Here is a 16,730-nt window from a genome sequence, read left to right as displayed (position 1 = left end):
TCCGGCTCAGGCGCCAGCTCAGGCCAGCGCCTTCACCTTCTGGCGGAAGGCGTGCAGCAGCGGCTCGGTATAACCGCTCGGCTGCGATACGCCATCGAACACCAGCGCGCGCGCCGCCTGAAACGCCAGACTGCCTTCCGGGTTGCCCGCCATCGGCTGATACAGCGGATCGCCAGCGTTCTGTGCATCAACCTTGGCCGCCATGCGCAGCAGCGCGGCATCGACCTGTTCCGCGGAGACCACACCGTGCAGCAGCCAATTGGCGATATGCTGGCTCGAAATGCGCAGCGTCGCGCGGTCCTCCATCAAGCCCACGTCGTTGATATCGGGCACCTTGGAGCAGCCGATCCCCTGATCGACCCAGCGCACCACATATCCCAGAATGCCCTGCGCATTGTTGTCGATCTCGGCCTGAATGTCCGCCTCGGACCAGTTCTGGCCAGCCGCCACCGGAATGGTCAGCAGCGCATCAAGGCTGGCAATCCCTTCGGCACGGCGCTCCACCTGCCGGGCGAAGACATCGACCTGATGGTAATGCGTCGCGTGCAGAACGGCCGCGGTCGGCGAAGGGACCCATGCGGTGTTCGCGCCGGTCTTCGGGTGCCCCACCTTCTGCACCAGCATGTCAGCCATGCGATCCGGCATAGCCCACATGCCCTTGCCTATCTGCGCCTTGCCCGAAAGCCCTGAGGCAAGCCCGATCTGCACGTTGCGATCCTCGTAGGAGATGATCCACGGGCTCGTCTTCATGTCGCCCTTGCGCAGCATCGCGCCTGCCTGCATCGAGGTGTGCATCTCGTCGCCGGTACGATCAAGGAAGCCGGTGTTGATGAACATGATGCGGTCCTTCACCGCATGGATGCAGGCGGCCAGATTGGCGCTCGTGCGGCGCTCCTCGTCCATCACGCCGATCTTCAGGGTGTGGCGCGCAAGGCCCAGCACGTCTTCCACGGCATCGAACAGATCGTTGGCGAACGCGGCCTCTTCCGGCCCATGCATCTTGGGCTTCACGATGTAGACCGAGCCCGCGCGGCTGTTGCGGCGCGCGCCATTGATGTCATGCATCGCGATCAGGCTGGTGACGATGCCATCGAGGATGCCCTCAGGCGCCTCGCCGCCACCCGGCAGCAGCACCGCCGGATTGGTCATCAGGTGCCCCACATTGCGCACCAGCAGCAGCGAGCGCCCCGGCAGCGTCAGCGTGCTGCCATCGGGCGCGGTATAGATGCGGTCCGGGTTGAGCCGGCGCGTCATCATCGCGCCGCCCTTCTCGAAGGTATCCTCAAGGTTCCCCTGCATCAGCCCCAGCCAGTTGGCATAGGCCGCCACCTTGTCCTCGGCATCGACCGCCGCGACCGAATCCTCGCAGTCGCAGATGGTCGAGATCGCCGCTTCCAGCAACACGTCGGCAATGCCCGCCGGATCGTCCTTGCCGATGGGATGCGCCGGATCGATCACCACTTCGATGTGCAGGCCATTGTGGCGGAACAGCAGGTTCGCGCCCGCCCGGCCGACCAGCTGGCCTGCGTCCTTCAGCACCGGTTCGCCGCCAGTCCAGTCCGTCCACGAGCCCGAAGCCAGCGGCACCGCCTCATCCAGAAACGCCTTGGCCCAGGCGATCACCTGCCCGCCGCGCACCGGATCATAGCCCTTGCCCGCCGCCGCGCCCGGGATCGCATCGGTGCCATAGAGCGCGTCATAGAGGCTGCCCCAGCGCGCATTCGCAGCATTGAGCAGGAACCGCGCATTGAGGATCGGCACGACCAGCTGCGGCCCCGCCGTCAGGGCGAGCTCGGCATCGACATTCTGCGGCGCAACCGTGAACGGCGCGGGCTCGGGCACCAGGTAGCCGATCTCGCTGAGGAACGCCTTGTAGGCCGCCAGGTCCTGCGGTTGCCCGGCGCGGTCCTTGTGCCAGGCATCAATCTTCGCCTGCAGGTCTTCGCGCTTCGCCAGCAGCGCGGCATTGCGCGGTGCGAACTTGCCGAAGATGTCCGCAGCGCCCGCCCAGAAGACGTCCGCTATCAGCCCCGTCCCCGGCAGCGCGCGCGTCTCGATGAAGTCCGCAAGAACCCCCGCGACCTGCAGCCCCGAACGCTCGACATATCCGCTCATCGCACCGACTCCCATATTCCGACGCGCCTCCCTATCCCCCTGCACCGCCTTCCGGTAGAAGGAAATAATTCAACGCAGCTTCTCCGCTGAGGAAACAATGTTCGATCCCGATTACGACCTTTTCCTCGCTATCGTCGAAGCCGGCTCGATCTCCGCTGCCGCCCGTGCGCAGGGTGCTTCCACCGCTGCGCTCTCCAAGCGCCTCGCCCGGCTGGAGGAGCGCCTGTCAGCCCGCCTCGTCCACCGCACCACGCGCCGCCTTGCACTCACCCCGGCGGGCCAAGATCTCCATGACGCGCTGCTCCCCTTGCGCTCCACCCTCAAAGCCGCCGAGGAACGCGTCAGCGGCCGCCACACCCACGTGCGCGGGCCCCTGCGCGTCAACGCGCCAACCTCGTTCGGCCGCATGCATGTGGTGCCCCACGTGCCCACCTTCCTCGCCGCCCATCCGGACGTGCGCCTCCAGCTCGATCTCTCCGACGAGTTTGCCGACCTCCTCGATGGCTCCTGCGATCTCGCCATCCGCATCGGCGCGCGGATCGGGACGAGCCTCGTCGGCCACCGTCTCGGCACCAGCCACCGCGTACTGTGCGCCGCCCCCGCCTACCTCGCCCAGTTCGGCAACCCCGAAACGCTGGCGGATCTGCGGCACCACCGCCTCCTTGCCACCACCAGCCAGCTCCCCTGGCAGCTCGATGGGCCCGAAGGCACGGTCACGCATTCCGGGCAGAGCCATGTGCGCACCAATTCCAGTGAAGTCGTCCGCGAACTGGCGCTCGGCGGCTGCGGCATCGCGCTGCGCTCCTTGTGGGATGTGCACGAGGCGCTGGCCTCAGGCGATCTCGTCCGTGTGTTGCCGCAGTATCAAGGCTCGCAGGATGTCGGCATCTATGCGGTCCATGCCCCCACGCCGGCCCTTCCCGCTCGGATCGAGGCGTTCATCGCGCATCTTGGCGCCCACCTCTCGGCACGCAGCGGCCTCGCCTAGGCAATCACTTTCAGGCAGGCAATCCCGCGCGCCGTGAGCCGCGAACAGATCGCATGGGCATCGCGGCCAGACGCGCGCAGGCGATAGACCTGCACTTGCCGCACCACCGCCGGGATGATCACCGGCTCCAGCGCCTGCAATTCAGGCTCGCTCGACGAAAGCTCCTGCCACAGCTCGTCGGCCCCGGCGACATTGGCGGCTGCGGCCAGCTGGATCGTCTGGACCGCGCCCAGGATCGGCCGGGGTGCCGGTGTCACCGGTGGCGGAACCGGCGGCGCAGAGGCCTGCCGCACCGGCTGCTCGCGCAGCGGCGGTGGCAGCCCCAGCGCCGCGCTCTTCGCCGCCTCGGCATAGTTCAGCGGCTGGCGCAGGATCACCACCGAAGTCGAAGCCGGATTGGTCAGCGCATAGAGCTGGCGCGCGAAATCGTACGGCAGCCGAATGCACCCGTGCGAGGCCGGTGCCCCCGTCACGCGCCCGGCATGGAGCGCCACGCCGCGCCAGGTCAGCCGCTGCATATAGGGCATCGGCGCGTTGCCATAGGTGCGCGAGCGGTGCTTCACATGCTTCTGCAGGATCGTGAACGTGCCCGCCGGCGTGCCATAGCCGCGCCGCCCGGTCGAAACCGTGGTCGAGCCCCACTCCGCCCCGTCCTTGAACACGTAGAGCCGCTGCGAGGGGATGCTCACCACGATTAGCACGCCCTTGCGTGCTGCCGATGCGGGCGTGGGCGGCGGCGGCCCCTCGGGCGCGCCATCGAGCGCCGGGTCAGGTCCACACTGCGCCCCGACTTGCGCCTGCACCGGCTGCGCCACGACCCGCTCGGCAAACACCCCGCGCACCAGCACGCCGCACCCGACCAGCGCCAGCAGCAACCCCGTCACCACGGAGAATCGTCGTGAAGCCCAACCCATGCAGTATGGTTAACGGAACGTTACCTTACGTGACACTGGTTTTTGGTCCGCGACGGGCCGTCCGTCCCTGAGCGGGACGATCCGTAGCGACTGGCCCTCAGCGGGATTGGGCCAACTGCGCCCCCGCTGCCTGCCACCCGCCACCAAGCGCGCGGAAGGCGCTGACACCGGCCCGCGCCGCTTCGGCCCGCGCGGCGATCGCGTCGTCCTCGGCATCAAGCCGCTGCCGCTCGATCGCCAGTGTCTCCACGCGGCTTGTTGCACCCGCGCGGAACGCGCTCTCGATCCGCTGCCGGCTGTCGCCCAGTCGCGCCGCGACGGTTGCCGCCGCATCCGCCTGCTGGCTGCGCTTGGTGAGGGCCAGCAGCGCGTTCTCGCCTTCTGCCGCCGCTTGCAGCGCGGTCTGCTGCCAGTTCGCCACCGCCTCCTTGAGCCGCGCTTCTGCCGCAGACTGCTGCGCCCGCAGCCGCCCGCCGGTGAACAGCGGCACGCTGAGACCTCCGCCCGCGCCTGCCTGCAAGGCGCCGCCCGTAAACAGGTTGCTCATGCCGTTCGCCAGAAACCCGGCAAAACCGGAAATCGTGAAGCGCGGATAGCGCGCCGCGATGGCCTCGGCGACGCGCGCATCACTCACTGCCACCAACCGCTGCGCTGCGACGACATCGGGCCGCCGCGCCAGCAGCGAGGCCGGGCCATCGGGAACCGCCGGCGCGCGCACCGCCGGGATCGTGCCGGCGCCAAGCTCTGCGGCTGCCTGTCCGGGCGCACGGCCCATCAGCACATCCAGACGGTTGCGCTCCACTTCCAGCGCCGTCTCCAGCGCTGGAACCGCCTGCGCCACCCCGGCAAGTTCCGCAGCGCTGCGGTCTGTCTCGGTCAGCGCGCTGACCCCGCGCTCCGCCCGCTGGCGCAGCAGCGCGTCGGTATCGCGTGCCGCCTCCACCCGCGCCTTGGCCACCGCGAGCCGCGCCTCGATCGCGCGCACATCGATATAGGTGTTCACCACCTCCGCCGCGATGGTCAGCCGGGCGCCGCCAAGGCCTGCATCCGCCGCTCCCGCTTCGGCCCGAGCGGCGCGCGCGCCTGCCGAGAGCTTGCCGAACAGATCGAGCTCCCACGAAGCAGCACCGTTCAGGCCATATTGCTCGACCATTCGCTTGAAGCCGGGAAAGCGCGAGAAGGCGCGCCCTTGAACATCCTCGATCGACTGCTGCTTGAACCCGGCCGAGCCATCCAGCGAAGCCTGCGGGAGCAGCGCACCCTTGGCCGCCTTCATGCCCGCCGCAGCTTGCTCCAGCCGCGCTGCCGCTGCCGCGATGTCGAGATTGCGAGCCAGCGCGGTCTCGACCATGCGGTCGAGCACCGGATCGCCGAAGCTCTTCCACCAACCCTCGGCGAGCGGTACGGCATCGGCCGCCGCAGGCGCGTTGTGGAAGGCATCGGGGAGCGCCGGTGGAGCCGGCAGGGCGCGCGGCGCGGCATATGCCGCAGGCGCCACGCCGCAAAGCAGGACAACGGCCGCAACTCCAGCCAGAAGGGTCCGCATGGGAAGAATCCTTGACCTATGAATGCTGAAAGAATATATCGTTTTTCATGAAAATCAACCCAGCCGTTTCAGAAAAGCGCAAGGCAGGCCGGCCCAGCGTGGACCGGCGGGACGAGATCCTCGACGCCGCCGAGCGGCTCTATGATGCCATCGGGTTCGAGAAAGTGACGGTCACCGACGTTGCCCGCGCGCTCGGCATGTCGCCCGCCAATCTCTATCGCAGCTTTGCCAATCGCCAGGCGATCGACGAGGCAGTGACCAGCCGCACGCTCACCGCAGTGGAAGATGCCGCCTGGCAGGTGGCGCGTACTGCCGCGACCGATCCGATCGCCGCATTCGAGCGGCTTTGCATGGATATTGCGCTGAAAATGCGTGATATTCTGTTTGAGAGTGGGCGCTCTTGCGATCTTTGCCTTGCCGCCACGCGCGGCAATTGGCCCCCGGTGCAGCGGTTCATGGATACGCTGCGCGGCCTCATCCGGCATGTTATCGCCGAAGGCCAGCGCCAGGGCGTCATGCGCAGCGATCTTCCGCTTGAGGAAACCACGGCCGCCGCTTTCACGGCCATGGCAAAAGTCTGGCATCCGGTCATGCTCGATACCTTCGGCGTCGCCGATCTTGAACACGAGACGTCCGGGATTGCGCGCCTGCTGCTCGAGGCGCTTAAGACGAAAAACTGAAAAGCGAAAACATTTTTCATCTTTTCACAAAATGACAGGGTGATTATAAGCGAGTCGAAAGTGCCCTCACGGGGCCGGAGGCTCACATGCAACGCCGCGTCATATCCCCTTCCCCGCTCCTTGCTGCGCTGGCCGGCACCGCGCTCCTCGCCGGCTGCTCCGGAACCGCGCCAGACAGCTCCGCCGAACCGCTCGTGGCGACTGCGCTGGCGCAGAGTGAAGGCGGTGCCGGCGCCAACGGCGATGCCTATACCGGCACGGTCCACGCGCGTACGGAAAGCACGCTTGCCTTCCGCGTCCCCGGCAAGATCGTGGCCCGTCTGGTCGATGCCGGCGCGCAGGTCCGCGCCGGGCAGCCGCTTTACCGGCTCGATGCCCGCGATCTCGGCCTCGCCGCTTCCGCCGCGGCAGACAAGGTCCGTGCCGCCGAAGCAGATGCCGCGCGCACCGCCGCTGACGAAGCGCGCCTGCGACCACTTGTCGCCACCGGCGCAATATCGCCCTCCACGTATGACGGCGCCCGGGCCGCGCGCGATGCCGCCGCCGCCACGCTTTCTGCCGCCCGCGCCGCCGCCGCAAATGCCGCCAACGAACGCGGCTATGCCGTGCTCGTCGCCGATGCAGACGGCATCGTCACCGAAGTTCTCGCCGAAGCCGGGCAAGTCGTCGCCGCCGGAACGCCCGTCCTGCGCCTCGCCCGCAGCGGCGCGCGCGAAGCCCTCGTTGCCGTGCCCGAAACCGCGCTCGCCGCACTGCCGAAGGCCGCGCAGGCCACGGTCTATGGCCGCAGCGCCCCCGTAACCGCCACCTTGCGCGAAGTCGCCGGGGCCGCCGATCCGCTGACCCGCACGTTCGCCGCGCGCTATGTCCTTGCCGGCGCGCAGGACGACGCGCCGCTCGGTGCCACGGTCACCGTGCGCCTGCCCGGCAGCACCTCGGGCGCCACCCGCGTGCCGCTCGGCGCGCTCGTCGATCTCGGCGCCGGACAAGGCATCTGGGTGATCCAGCCCGACCGCCGCGTCCGCTTCCAGCGCGCACAGCCGCTGCGCCTGACCGAAGAGGACGCTTACCTCCCCGCTTCGGCCCTGCCCACCGGCACGCGCATTGTGGCGCTGGGTGGGCAGTTGCTCCACGCCGGCCAAAAGATCCGCCCGGCCGAAGGCGCCACGCGGTGAAGGGCCCCAACCTCTCCGCAATCGCGGTCAAGGAACCCTCGATCACCCTGTTCCTGCTCCTCGCCGCGATGGCAGCGGGCATCCTTGCCTTCTTCCAGCTTGGCCGCGCCGAGGATCCCAGCTTCACCTTGAAGGTGCTGACGGTCTCGGCCGCATGGCCCGGCGCCACCGCGCAGGAAATGCAGGACCAGGTCGCCGACCGGCTGGAAAAGCGCCTTCAGGAACTGCCCCACTACGACCGGATCGAAACCCAGACCCGGCCCGGCTTCCTCACCATCACCATCCTGTTCGGTGACAAGGCCCTGCCGAAGGACGCGCCCGAGCTGTTCTACCAGGCCCGCAAGAAGATGAGCGATGAGGCGCTCAATCTGCCCCGCGGCGTGATCGGCCCGATCGTCAACGACGAGTACTCGGACGTCTATTTCTCGCTGATCGCAGTGCAGGCAAACGGCCTGCCCCACCGCGCACTGGTCCAGCGCGCCGAATCCATCCGTAGCGAACTCCAGCGGGTCGAGGGCGTCCGGAAGGTCGCTCTGTTCGGCGAACAGCGTCCGCGCATCTATGTCGAGCTTTCCAACCGCAAGCTTGCCACGCTCGGGCTGGGTGCCGATGCCGTGCTCGGCGCGCTTGCCAATCAGAACCTCATCCAGCCCGCCGCCCAGTTCGAGACGTCCTCGCGCCTCATTCCCGTCCGCGTCACTGGCGGCTTCGATGATCTCGATGCCGTGCGGGCCACCCCGATCAGTGCGGGCGGGCGCGTCGTGCGCGTCGGCGATATCGCCGAGGTCCGGCGCGGCTATGAAGACCCGCCGAGCTTTCAGGTCCGCCATGAGGGCGGCGAGGCGGTCATGCTCGGCGTCGTCATGCATCCGAACTACAACGGCCTCACCCTTGGCCGTGCGCTCAATGCCAAGCTTGACGAGATCCGCACCCGGCTTCCCCTCGGCATCACCGCTGCCGAAGTCGCCGATCAGGCCGCCAACATCAGCGAAGCCTACGGCGAATTCATGCTCAAGTTCGCAGTGGCGCTCAGCGTCGTCATGGTCGTCAGCCTCATCGCGCTCGGCTGGCGTGTGGGTATCGTCGTCGCGCTCTCCGTTCCCCTCACGCTCGCCGCCGTGTTCGTGATCATGTGGATCACCGGGCGCCAGTTCGACCGCATCACCCTGGGCGCGCTGATCCTCAGCCTCGGCCTGCTCGTCGACGATGCGATCATCGCGATCGAGATGATGGTGGTAAAGCTCGAGGAAGGCATGAGCCGGATCGAGGCCGCCACCTTCGCCTGGGGCGCGACCGCCGGGCCGATGCTGGCTGGCACCATCGTCACCATCGTCGGCTTCCTCCCCGTTGGCTTCGCGCGCTCAACCGCGGGCGAATATGCCGGTAACATCTTCTGGATCGTCGGCTTTGCGCTCCTCGTCTCGTGGATCGTCGCGGTCTATTTCACCCCCTATCTCGGCGTTCGGATGCTGCCGGATATCAAGCCGGTGACGGGCGGGCACGACGCGATCTACGCGACGCCCCGCTACGAACAGCTGCGCGGGTGGATCACCCGCAGCGTCGCGCAGCGCGGCCGGATCACGCTCGCTGTCCTTGGCGGAATGGTGCTGTGCGCGGTGCTGCTCGTGGTCGCCATCCCCAAGCAGTTCTTCCCGATCTCGGACCGCCCCGAGCTCCTGATCGAGGTCTACAACCCCCACGGCTCCAGCCTCGCCGCCACGCGCAGCGTCGTCGAGAAGGTCGAACATGACCTGCTTACCCGGCCCGAGATGAAGGCTGAGATCCGCTACGTCGACAGCTACCTCGGCGGCGGCGCCCCGCGCTTCTTCCTCTCGCTCAATCCCGAACCGGCCGATCCCTCGTTCGCCAAGCTCATCGTGCTGACCCACAGCCCCGCCGCGCGCGACCGGCTGCGCCTGCTCGTCCAGAAGCTTGCGGCGGAGGGCCACTACCCCGGCGCCCGCGTCCGCGCCCTCAGTCTGCTGTTCGGCCCGCCGGTGCCCTATCCCGTCGCGTTCCGCGTCACCGGCCCCGATCCCGATCAGCTGCGCCGCATCTCGGCCGAGGTTGCCGCCGTGGTACGCGCCAATCCCAACACCGTCGCCGTCAACACCGATTGGGGCGACCGCACCCCCGCCGTCACGCTCCAGTTCGACGACGACCGCCTGCGCCTGCTCGGGCTCGATCCCGCCAGCGTCGCGCGGCAGGTTTCCGCGCTGATTTCGGGCACAACTGTTGCGCAGGCTCGCTATGGCGACCGCACCACCGATGTCGTCGTGCGCACCCCGGGCGCCGAACGCCACGCGCTCGGCGATCTCGGCAGCCTCGTGATCGGCACCGCGAACGGGACGGGCGTGACGCTCGCGCAAGTCGCAAAGCTCGTCCCCACCAGCGAGGACCCACTGCTCGTGCGCCGCAATCGCGTGCCGACGATGACCGTGCGCGCCGATATCACCAAGGGCATCCAGCCCGCCGACGTGACCGCCGCCATCCTGCCCAAGCTGCAGCCGTTGATGGACAAGCTCCCCGCCGGCTATGCGATCATCGCCGCCGGCTCGGTCGAGGAAGCCGGCAAGGCCAACGCCGCGCTGGCCCCGCTCTTCCCCATCATGATCGGGATCATGCTGCTCGTGCTCATGCTGCAGACACGCTCGTTCCGCATGACCGGCCTCGTCTTCGCGACCGCTCCGCTGGGGCTGCTCGGCGCAATCCCGTCGCTACTGGTCACCGGCTTCCCGTTCGGCTTCAACGCGATCCTCGGCCTGATCGGCCTTGCCGGGATCCTCATGCGCAACACGCTGATCCTCGTCGACCAGATCGATTCCGAACGCGCCCGCGGGCTTGGCCTTAAAGACGCGGTGATCGAGGCGACCGTGCGCCGCGCGCGCCCTGTCCTCCTCACCGCGCTCGCTGCCGTGCTCGCATTTCTGCCGCTCACGCTATCGAGCTTCTGGGGCCCGCTCGCGGTCGTGCTGATCGGCGGCACGCTGGTCGGCACCGCGCTCACGCTGTTCTTCCTTCCCGCGCTCTACGCGCTGTGGATGGTGCGAGCGGACGGCAGTGCGCGGCGCGCGGAGAAGCCGCTGGAGGCCTGACCCGTCACCAGGTCCCGGTGTTCTCCATGCTCGCCCAGGGTTCGGCGGGTTCAAGATGGCCATCCTGCAAAAGCTCGATCGAAATGCCGTCCGGGCTCTTCACGAAGGCCATGTGCCCGTCCCGCGGAGGGCGGTGAATGATGTGGCCCGCGGCCTGAATCTTCGCGCAGGTCTCGTAGATGTTGCTGACCCGGTAAGCGAGGTGGCCGAAGTTGCGCCCGCCGGTGTAGACCTCAGCAGGGCTGCCGTCTTCAGGCGGCCAGTTGTAGGTCAGCTCCACTTCGGCGATGCCTTCCTCGCCGGGGGCTGCGAGGAAGATCAGCGTGAAGCGCCCCTTGTCGCTCGAGAACCGGCGCACTTCCTTCACCCCGAACAGCTCGAAGAAGGCGATGGTCGCCTCGGGATCGGTCACGCGGATCATCGCGTGGAGAAACTTGGTCACGGCGGGCAGCTCCTTTGATTATTCAAACTCGGTTCATCGATAGAATCGCACAGTTCACCGCAGGGCGACGAGCCCGACAGGGAGACCAGCTTGTGACCACCACCGATACTGAGGCCGACGCCGATTCCCAATCGTTTCTTGCCCGCCTGACCCCATCGGGTCTGCAGCGCCCCTTGCTCGCCGCCGCCGGCGTGCTCGCGCTCGGCATGGTCGTGGGCGGCTATCTGCTCGGCGACGGCCTGCGCCGCAGCCGCGAAGCGGACCGCGCCGTGACCGTGCGCGGCCTGGCCGAACGCGAAGTGACCGCAGACCTTGCCACCTGGACCATCGCCTATTCCGCCACCGCCGAAGACATGGGCAGCGCGCAGGCCAGCGTCGATCACGACAGCCAGGAAATCCGCGCCTTCTTCGCCAGCCTCGGCTTCCCCGCCGAAGCCCTCCAGCCGACCGGCGTCAACGTCAACACCAGCACCGACAACGGGATAACCCGCTTCACAGTCCGCCAGCGCATGGCGCTGCGCACCACCGATATCAAGCGCGCGCAGGATGCCGTGCGCCGCCAGTTCGATCTCGTCCGCCGCGGCGTGATGCTCGAGGAAGGCTCTGGCATGGCCTATACCTTCACCGGGCTCGACAAGATCAAGCCCGAGATGGTCGCCGCCGCGACCAAGGACGCGCGCCGCTCCGCCGAACAGTTCGCGCAGGACAGCGGCACCGGCGTCGGCGGGATCAAGAACGCGACGCAGGGCTATTTCGAAGTCACCGCGCGCGATGGCGATGGCGGCGGCGGCTGGGGCGTCTCGGACACGCCCTTCAAGAAGGTCCGCGTCGTCACCACGATCGATTTCTATCTGCGCTGATCACCGCGAGGCAGAGAGGGGCGCACTGCATTGCGGCGCGCCCCTTGCTGCTGCAATCAGGGCTGATCAGAACGAAGCGGTCAGTGAAACCACGCCGACCGGCTTGGTCGTGCGGTAGAACGAATTCGAGCATACATCGATCGCGGTCGGCGAACCCGCACCGCTGCACAGGCCGCTCTTGGCAAAGTCACTCTGGTGCATGTTCGTGCCTACCACTGAGGCATCGAGCGCCAGGTTCTTATACTTTGCGGTAACGCCGACGTTGTAATCAAAAAACGGCTTCGGAAGGTCGAAGCCGCCGCCGGTGTGCGCGAGGTGCGAATGGATGCTCAGCGGAGTGCCCGGGATCGCCCCGCCCAGCTCGCCATAGACGTAGAGATTTTCGCGATGGGTCGAGGTGAAGTTGTAGTTGAACACCTTCTGCGCGGGCGCGAAGTTCGCGCCGACCTTGGCCGTCACCGGGCCGAGCGTCTTGGCCAGCGAACCGTAGATCTCCCAGTAGTTGCCCACCGTCGCGCCCGGATAGATGTAGCCATAGAGGCCGCCGTCGATCGTGAAGCCGGTGTTGCCGATGCTGTGGGTATAGCCGCCGTAGACGTCGATCTCGGTCCCGCCGATGTTGATGGGGCTGTTGCCGGCCGACGCGCTCGAACCCCAGGTCGAAATGTAGAAGCCCGATTTGTGCGCGATCGTGAAAGTACCCTGCACGACGGGCTTGTTGTCGGACTGCGCGACGCCGCGGAATCGGTACTGGCTGGCGATGGTCGCGGCGCCAGTCACGGTGATGTCGCTGGGCGGTGCGGTTTCGTCGGCGAACGCGGGTGCAGCAGCGGCAAAGCTCAGGGCGAAGCCAAGGGTGCGAAGGGTTGCAGCCACGAAGGCCTTGCTGGACGTACGCATGGAAAATCCTTTGTTTTTGGGTTTGCGTCGTCCCACCTGCACAGCGCGCGCCGACTCGATATGTCTGGTCTACTTCCACGCTGTAACTTTTTGTTGCCGAACTATGCTGCGTCGCACAAGACGGCGGCAACGGCTGATCGCGGCTTTCCCACGCTCTGTTGCAATTCCGCACCATTCCCCCCGCTCGCCTTGTATGGCGGGGCCTCAGGCCCATATATCTTTCGTGAGGCCCATCCTTGATGCTCAAGCTGCTACGTTCCTTCCTTGAATCCCGCGCCGAGCCCGAAGTGATTCCCGCGGTGCCGGATGGGCAGCGAGTCTATGCGATCGGCGATATTCATGGCCGGTACGATCTGCTGTGCCGGATGATCGCGCGGATCGAGGCGGACGAAGTCGGCCGCCCCCCGGCAGACACCACCGTCATCCTGCTTGGCGATCTCGTTGACCGGGGGCCTGACAGCGCCCGCGTCATCGCCACCGCGCGCGAATGGGCAACCCGTCGGCGCGTGCGCATCCTTGCCGGCAATCACGAGGAGATGTTCCTCGGCAGCTTCGAGCGAGACGAGACGCTGCGCCATTTCCTGCGCCACGGCGGGCGGGAGACCTTGCTGAGCTACCCGATCGCGCCGGAAGTCTACAGCCGCGCAACGCTCGAAGAGCTGCGGGCGATCATGCAGGAAGTCGTCCCGGCCGAAGACATCGAATTCATGAGGTCGATGGAAGACCGCATCCAGATCGGCGATTACGTCTTTGTCCACGCCGGCGTCCGTCCGGGTATCCCGCTCGAAGAGCAGAAGATCTCCGATCTGCGCTGGATCCGCGGCGAGTTCATCGAGGGGCCCGAGACGCGCGATTTCGCGGTCGTCCACGGCCACACCATTCTCGAGGCGCCACACGTCTCATCGCTGCGGATCAGCCTCGATACCGGCGCCTATGCATCGGGCCTGCTCACGGCAATCGGCCTCGAAGGCACCGCGCGCTGGCTGATCTCGGTGCAGGGCGAACCGGCGGCCGAGGCAGCCTAAAACAGCACCGTCCGCACGGCACCGTCCTCGCGGTAGACCGGCCCGTCGCGCCCTGCCTCATACATCCGGTTCCAGAGCGCAGTCGGCCCCAGCCCCACCATCGTGTCGCGCATCGCGGCATAGCAGGGATGCTGGAAGTGAGCGACGAGCGAGGCGTGGTCCTCCCACAGCTCGTGGATCGTCACCCGGTGCGGGATGCATGGATCGGCGGCAAAGCAATATTCAAGGCAGCCCGGCTCCTCGGTGCGCGATTGCCACTGGATCGGCGCCGCCAGCCGCACCGCCTCATCGCGCGTCGCCTGATCGGCAAACTCGATCCAGGCGTGAATGATGACCTGCGGCATCGCTGGTTCTCCCGCGGCCCTGCACTGGCAGGGCCTTCTTGACCCGCCCAGTCAAGCACAGCGCGCCGCGCCGCGCCCCTATTGATAAACGCAGGTGTCGTAGTCCGCGCGCACCGTGTTCACGCGCCTGGCGATCACATTGCCGTGCCGCCGGGTAAAGCCGGTCGCCCCGGTCACCGCGCGCACCTTGGGCTGCGGGAAGGCCGCCGCGATCCGCGCCGCTTCGACCCGGCTGAGCTGCGCGGCGGGCTTGTTGTAATAGCGCTGCGCCCCGGCCTCGACACCATAGGTCCCGATCCCCGTCTCGGCGACGTTGAGGTAGACTTCCATGATCCGCCGCTTGCCCCAGATCGTCTCGATCAATACGGTGAACCAGGCCTCGAGCGCCTTTCGCACATAGCCGCCGCCCTGCCACAGAAACACGTTCTTGGCGGTCTGCTGGCTGATCGTGGAGCCGCCGCGAATGCGCCCGCCTTCCTGGTTGCGTTCCCACGCCTTGAGGATCGCCTCCTGATCGAAGCCGTGGTGCTGGCAGAACTTGCCGTCCTCACCCGCAATGGCCGCGTCCACCATGTTGCGGTCGATCTTCGAAAGCGGCACCCATTCCTTGGTGATGCCGTTGGGATCGAAGATCATCGTCAGCGTCACCGGCACCGGCACGAAGCGGTAGACCACGACCATGAACACGCTGAGGAACAGGAACGCCGCGACCAGCCGGGCCAGCAGCCAGCCAGCCTGATGCAACCGGCCGGGCCGCCCCGCGCGCTCGATCCGCGGGTTCTTGAGCTTGAGCAGTTCATCGTCCATGGAACGACCGATATTACCCGGCGGATCGCCGCTGGCAATCGGGAGCACACAGCTTTGCACTGGTCCCTCCGCACCGGCCTGGCCGCCCTGGCGCTTGTCGCCGCCCCTGCCATGGCCCGCGCGGACGATATGCCCGATCTCTCGGTCAATCGCCCTGGGCTCGATACGCCGCCGACAACGCTCTCCGCCGGACGGGTAGTCGTCGAAGTCAGCGCCGCGGACTGGGAATTCAGCACCAGCCCAGCCGGCCGCGACGACAGCCTTGCCTTTGCCGATACAGTCGTCCGCCTCGGCCTCGGCCATGCGACGGAGATCGAGGTGGGCCTCGGCGGCTGGACCCGCCAGCGCAGCCGCGTCGGCGCCGCCGTCAGCACCCTGAGCGGCCTTGGCGATGCGACCTTTGCGGTGCGACACGGGTTCGGCGGCGAAGCCGATGCAAAGGTTGCGGTGGAAGGCTTTGTCTCCGCACCCGTGGGCCGCGCGCCCGGCGGTGCGGGCGATTGGGGTGCGGGGCTGCTCCTGCCGGTCGCGCTCCCGCTGATGGCCGGCTTCACGCTCGCCACCACGCCGGAAATCGATGCTGCGGTCAACGCTTCGGGCCATGGCCGGCACCTCGCATGGGGCTCGGTCGTCGGCCTGTCGCACGCGCTCACCCGCACGGTGTGCGCATCCGCCGAAGTCTCTGCCTTCCGCGACGAGGACCCAGACGGCGCTTCGACCGAAAGCCGCCTTGCACTCGCCGCCGCATGGCATGCTGCGCCAAGGCTGCAGATCGACGTGGAGTTCGATACCGGCCTGACCCACGCCACGCCCGATCACGCCCTCATCGTCGGCTTCGCCCGGCAGTTCTGAAACGCAAAACGGCCAGGGTCGCCCCCGGCCGCCTTTGCGTTCAAACGTAGCGGACCGTTCAGGCCGGCAGCAGTCGCCGTTCGCCGGCAATGCGCTGCATCGCCTTCTGCAGCTTCTCGAAGGCACGCACCTCGATCTGGCGCACGCGTTCGCGGCTGACGTTGTAGACCTGGCTCAATTCCTCGAGCGTCTTGGGCTCATCGATCAGGCGCCGGTCGGTCAGGATATGCCGCTCACGGTCCGAAAGGCTGTCCATCGCCTCGACCAGCAGGGCATGGCGCAGATGCGCTTCCTCGGCATCGGCCACGGTCTCGTCCTGCAGCGGGCTGTCATCGACCAGCCAGTCCTGCCACGAACCCTCGCCGTCCTCGCGCACCGACACATTGAGGCTGGCATCGCCGCCCATCATCATGCGCCGGTTCATGTTGACGACTTCGGTCTCAGACACGCCGAGGTCGGTCGCGATCTTCTTCACGTCGTCCGGATGCAGGTCCGAATCCTCGAACGCCTCGAGGTTCTTCTTCATCCGGCGCAGGTTGAAGAACAGCTTCTTCTGCGCCGCGGTGGTGCCCATCTTCACGAGGCTCCACGAACGCAGGATGTACTCCTGAATCGAGGCCTTGATCCACCACATCGCATACGTCGCGAGGCGGAAGCCCCGATCGGGCTCGAACTTCTTGACGCCCTGCATGAGGCCGATGTTGCCTTCGGAGATCAGCTCGCTGACGGGCAGGCCATAGCCGCGATAGCCCATGGCGATCTTCGCCACGAGCCGCAGGTGGCTCGTCACCAGCTGTGCGGCAGCCTGCGGATCGGCATGCTCCTGATAGCGCTTGGCGAGCATGTATTCCTGCTCGGCCGCCAGCACCGGGAACTTGCGGATCTCGGCAAGATAGCGGTTGAGCCCGGCTTCACCGCCGCCAAGGGCAGGAACCAGTGCGCTCGATTTCTTCTCAGACACCTGAACACATCCTTTCGCCGCGCCCG

15 protein-coding genes are annotated in these 16,730 nt (G+C 67.2%); 7 read left to right on the top strand and 8 right to left on the bottom strand.

What is annotated here, in order from left to right; translation table 11 throughout:
• Positions 1 to 18: 18 nt before the first annotated feature.
• Positions 19 to 2,115: a malate synthase G gene (locus Q0082_RS16670; protein ID WP_298194737.1), complete on the bottom strand. Its 2,097-nt coding sequence runs from the start codon at positions 2,113 to 2,115 to the stop codon at positions 19 to 21.
• A gap of 97 nt (positions 2,116 to 2,212) precedes the next feature.
• On the opposite strand from Q0082_RS16670, the gene Q0082_RS16665 reads away from it, so the two are divergent.
• Positions 2,213 to 3,103 carry a LysR family transcriptional regulator gene (locus Q0082_RS16665; protein ID WP_298194736.1) on the top strand — a complete coding sequence of 297 codons (891 nt, stop codon included), beginning with the start codon at positions 2,213 to 2,215 and terminating at the stop codon, positions 3,101 to 3,103.
• On the opposite strand, the gene Q0082_RS16660 is transcribed toward Q0082_RS16665, so the two are convergent.
• Both Q0082_RS16660 and Q0082_RS16655 read right to left on the bottom strand, forming a co-directional pair.
• The gene (locus Q0082_RS16660) at positions 3,100 to 3,987 is read right to left on the bottom strand and encodes a L,D-transpeptidase family protein (protein ID WP_298194735.1); all 888 of its coding nucleotides are present in this window, start codon (positions 3,985 to 3,987) and stop codon (positions 3,100 to 3,102) included. The two genes, Q0082_RS16665 and Q0082_RS16660, sit on opposite strands and share 4 nt — an antisense overlap.
• A gap of 127 nt (positions 3,988 to 4,114) precedes the next feature.
• On the bottom strand, positions 4,115 to 5,563 hold the full coding sequence (locus tag Q0082_RS16655; RefSeq protein WP_298194734.1) for a TolC family protein: 1,449 nt from the start codon (positions 5,561 to 5,563) through the stop codon (positions 4,115 to 4,117).
• Between the two features lie 47 nt (positions 5,564 to 5,610).
• On the opposite strand from Q0082_RS16655, the gene Q0082_RS16650 reads away from it, so the two are divergent.
• The 3 genes from Q0082_RS16650 (at position 5,611) to Q0082_RS16640 (ending at position 10,513) form a co-directional block, all read left to right on the top strand.
• On the top strand, positions 5,611 to 6,243 hold the full coding sequence (locus Q0082_RS16650; RefSeq protein WP_298194733.1) for a TetR/AcrR family transcriptional regulator: 633 nt from the start codon (positions 5,611 to 5,613) through the stop codon (positions 6,241 to 6,243).
• 86 nt (positions 6,244 to 6,329) lie between these two features.
• Entirely contained in the window at positions 6,330 to 7,418 is a 1,089-nt protein-coding gene (locus Q0082_RS16645) for an efflux RND transporter periplasmic adaptor subunit (protein WP_298194732.1), read from the top strand.
• Positions 7,415 to 10,513 (top strand): efflux RND transporter permease subunit, encoded by a 3,099-nt coding sequence (locus Q0082_RS16640; RefSeq protein WP_298194731.1) that lies wholly within the window; start codon positions 7,415 to 7,417, stop codon positions 10,511 to 10,513. The genes Q0082_RS16645 and Q0082_RS16640 overlap by 4 nt, the downstream gene beginning before the upstream one ends.
• Positions 10,514 to 10,517: 4 nt before the next feature.
• Here the strand turns inward: Q0082_RS16640 and Q0082_RS16635 are convergent, their stop codons facing one another.
• Positions 10,518 to 10,955: a VOC family protein gene (locus tag Q0082_RS16635; RefSeq protein ID WP_298194730.1), complete on the bottom strand. Its 438-nt coding sequence runs from the start codon at positions 10,953 to 10,955 to the stop codon at positions 10,518 to 10,520.
• Between the two features lie 206 nt (positions 10,956 to 11,161).
• Between Q0082_RS16635 and Q0082_RS16630 the strand changes: the two genes are divergently transcribed.
• Positions 11,162 to 11,815 (top strand): SIMPL domain-containing protein, encoded by a 654-nt coding sequence (locus Q0082_RS16630; RefSeq protein ID WP_298194786.1) that lies wholly within the window; start codon positions 11,162 to 11,164, stop codon positions 11,813 to 11,815.
• 66 nt (positions 11,816 to 11,881) lie between these two features.
• Here the strand turns inward: Q0082_RS16630 and Q0082_RS16625 are convergent, their stop codons facing one another.
• Positions 11,882 to 12,715, bottom strand: a complete 834-nt coding sequence (locus Q0082_RS16625) for a TorF family putative porin (protein WP_298194729.1) — start codon at positions 12,713 to 12,715, stop codon at positions 11,882 to 11,884.
• Positions 12,716 to 12,954: 239 nt separating this feature from the next.
• Here Q0082_RS16625 and Q0082_RS16620 point away from each other — a divergent pair, with 239 nt between their 5' ends.
• Positions 12,955 to 13,740 (top strand): metallophosphoesterase family protein, encoded by a 786-nt coding sequence (locus tag Q0082_RS16620; protein ID WP_298194728.1) that lies wholly within the window; start codon positions 12,955 to 12,957, stop codon positions 13,738 to 13,740.
• Here the strand turns inward: Q0082_RS16620 and Q0082_RS16615 are convergent.
• Positions 13,737 to 14,084 (bottom strand): antibiotic biosynthesis monooxygenase, encoded by a 348-nt coding sequence (locus tag Q0082_RS16615; protein WP_298194727.1) that lies wholly within the window; start codon positions 14,082 to 14,084, stop codon positions 13,737 to 13,739. The two genes, Q0082_RS16620 and Q0082_RS16615, sit on opposite strands and share 4 nt — an antisense overlap.
• Positions 14,085 to 14,162: 78 nt before the next feature.
• Positions 14,163 to 14,891 carry a monofunctional biosynthetic peptidoglycan transglycosylase gene (gene mtgA, locus Q0082_RS16610; protein ID WP_298194726.1) on the bottom strand — a complete coding sequence of 243 codons (729 nt, stop codon included), beginning with the start codon at positions 14,889 to 14,891 and terminating at the stop codon, positions 14,163 to 14,165.
• A 54-nt stretch (positions 14,892 to 14,945) separates the two neighbouring features.
• Here mtgA and Q0082_RS16605 point away from each other — a divergent pair, with 54 nt between their 5' ends.
• Positions 14,946 to 15,743, top strand: coding sequence for a transporter (locus tag Q0082_RS16605; protein ID WP_298194725.1), 798 nt, complete (start codon positions 14,946 to 14,948; stop codon positions 15,741 to 15,743).
• A gap of 58 nt (positions 15,744 to 15,801) precedes the next feature.
• On the opposite strand, the gene rpoH is transcribed toward Q0082_RS16605, so the two are convergent.
• The gene (gene rpoH, locus Q0082_RS16600) at positions 15,802 to 16,704 is read right to left on the bottom strand and encodes an RNA polymerase sigma factor RpoH (protein ID WP_298194724.1); all 903 of its coding nucleotides are present in this window, start codon (positions 16,702 to 16,704) and stop codon (positions 15,802 to 15,804) included.
• Positions 16,705 to 16,730: the final 26 nt, after the last annotated feature.

The organism is Novosphingobium sp. (assembly GCF_027489515.1).
GTDB lineage: Bacteria > Pseudomonadota > Alphaproteobacteria > Sphingomonadales > Sphingomonadaceae > Novosphingobium.
The sequence above is the reverse complement of the archived record's forward strand: the minus strand, read 5'-3'. Positions and strand labels throughout refer to the sequence as shown.

Excerpts from the sequence above, each read along its gene's own strand:
- Q0082_RS16615 (WP_298194727.1), bottom strand. The coding sequence starts at position 14,084 with ATGCCGCAGGTCATCATTCACGCCTGGATCGAGTTTGCCGATCAGGCG.
- Q0082_RS16630 (WP_298194786.1), top strand. The coding sequence starts at position 11,162 with ATGGTCGTGGGCGGCTATCTGCTCGGCGACGGCCTGCGCCGCAGCCGC.
- Q0082_RS16665 (WP_298194736.1), top strand. The coding sequence starts at position 2,213 with ATGTTCGATCCCGATTACGACCTTTTCCTCGCTATCGTCGAAGCCGGC.
- Q0082_RS16645 (WP_298194732.1), top strand. The coding sequence starts at position 6,330 with ATGCAACGCCGCGTCATATCCCCTTCCCCGCTCCTTGCTGCGCTGGCC.
- mtgA (WP_298194726.1), bottom strand. The coding sequence starts at position 14,891 with ATGGACGATGAACTGCTCAAGCTCAAGAACCCGCGGATCGAGCGCGCG.
- Q0082_RS16655 (WP_298194734.1), bottom strand. The coding sequence starts at position 5,563 with ATGCGGACCCTTCTGGCTGGAGTTGCGGCCGTTGTCCTGCTTTGCGGC.
- Q0082_RS16650 (WP_298194733.1), top strand. The coding sequence starts at position 5,611 with ATGAAAATCAACCCAGCCGTTTCAGAAAAGCGCAAGGCAGGCCGGCCC.
- Q0082_RS16620 (WP_298194728.1), top strand. The coding sequence starts at position 12,955 with ATGCTCAAGCTGCTACGTTCCTTCCTTGAATCCCGCGCCGAGCCCGAA.
- Q0082_RS16670 (WP_298194737.1), bottom strand. The coding sequence starts at position 2,115 with ATGAGCGGATATGTCGAGCGTTCGGGGCTGCAGGTCGCGGGGGTTCTT.
- Q0082_RS16625 (WP_298194729.1), bottom strand. The coding sequence starts at position 12,715 with ATGCGTACGTCCAGCAAGGCCTTCGTGGCTGCAACCCTTCGCACCCTT.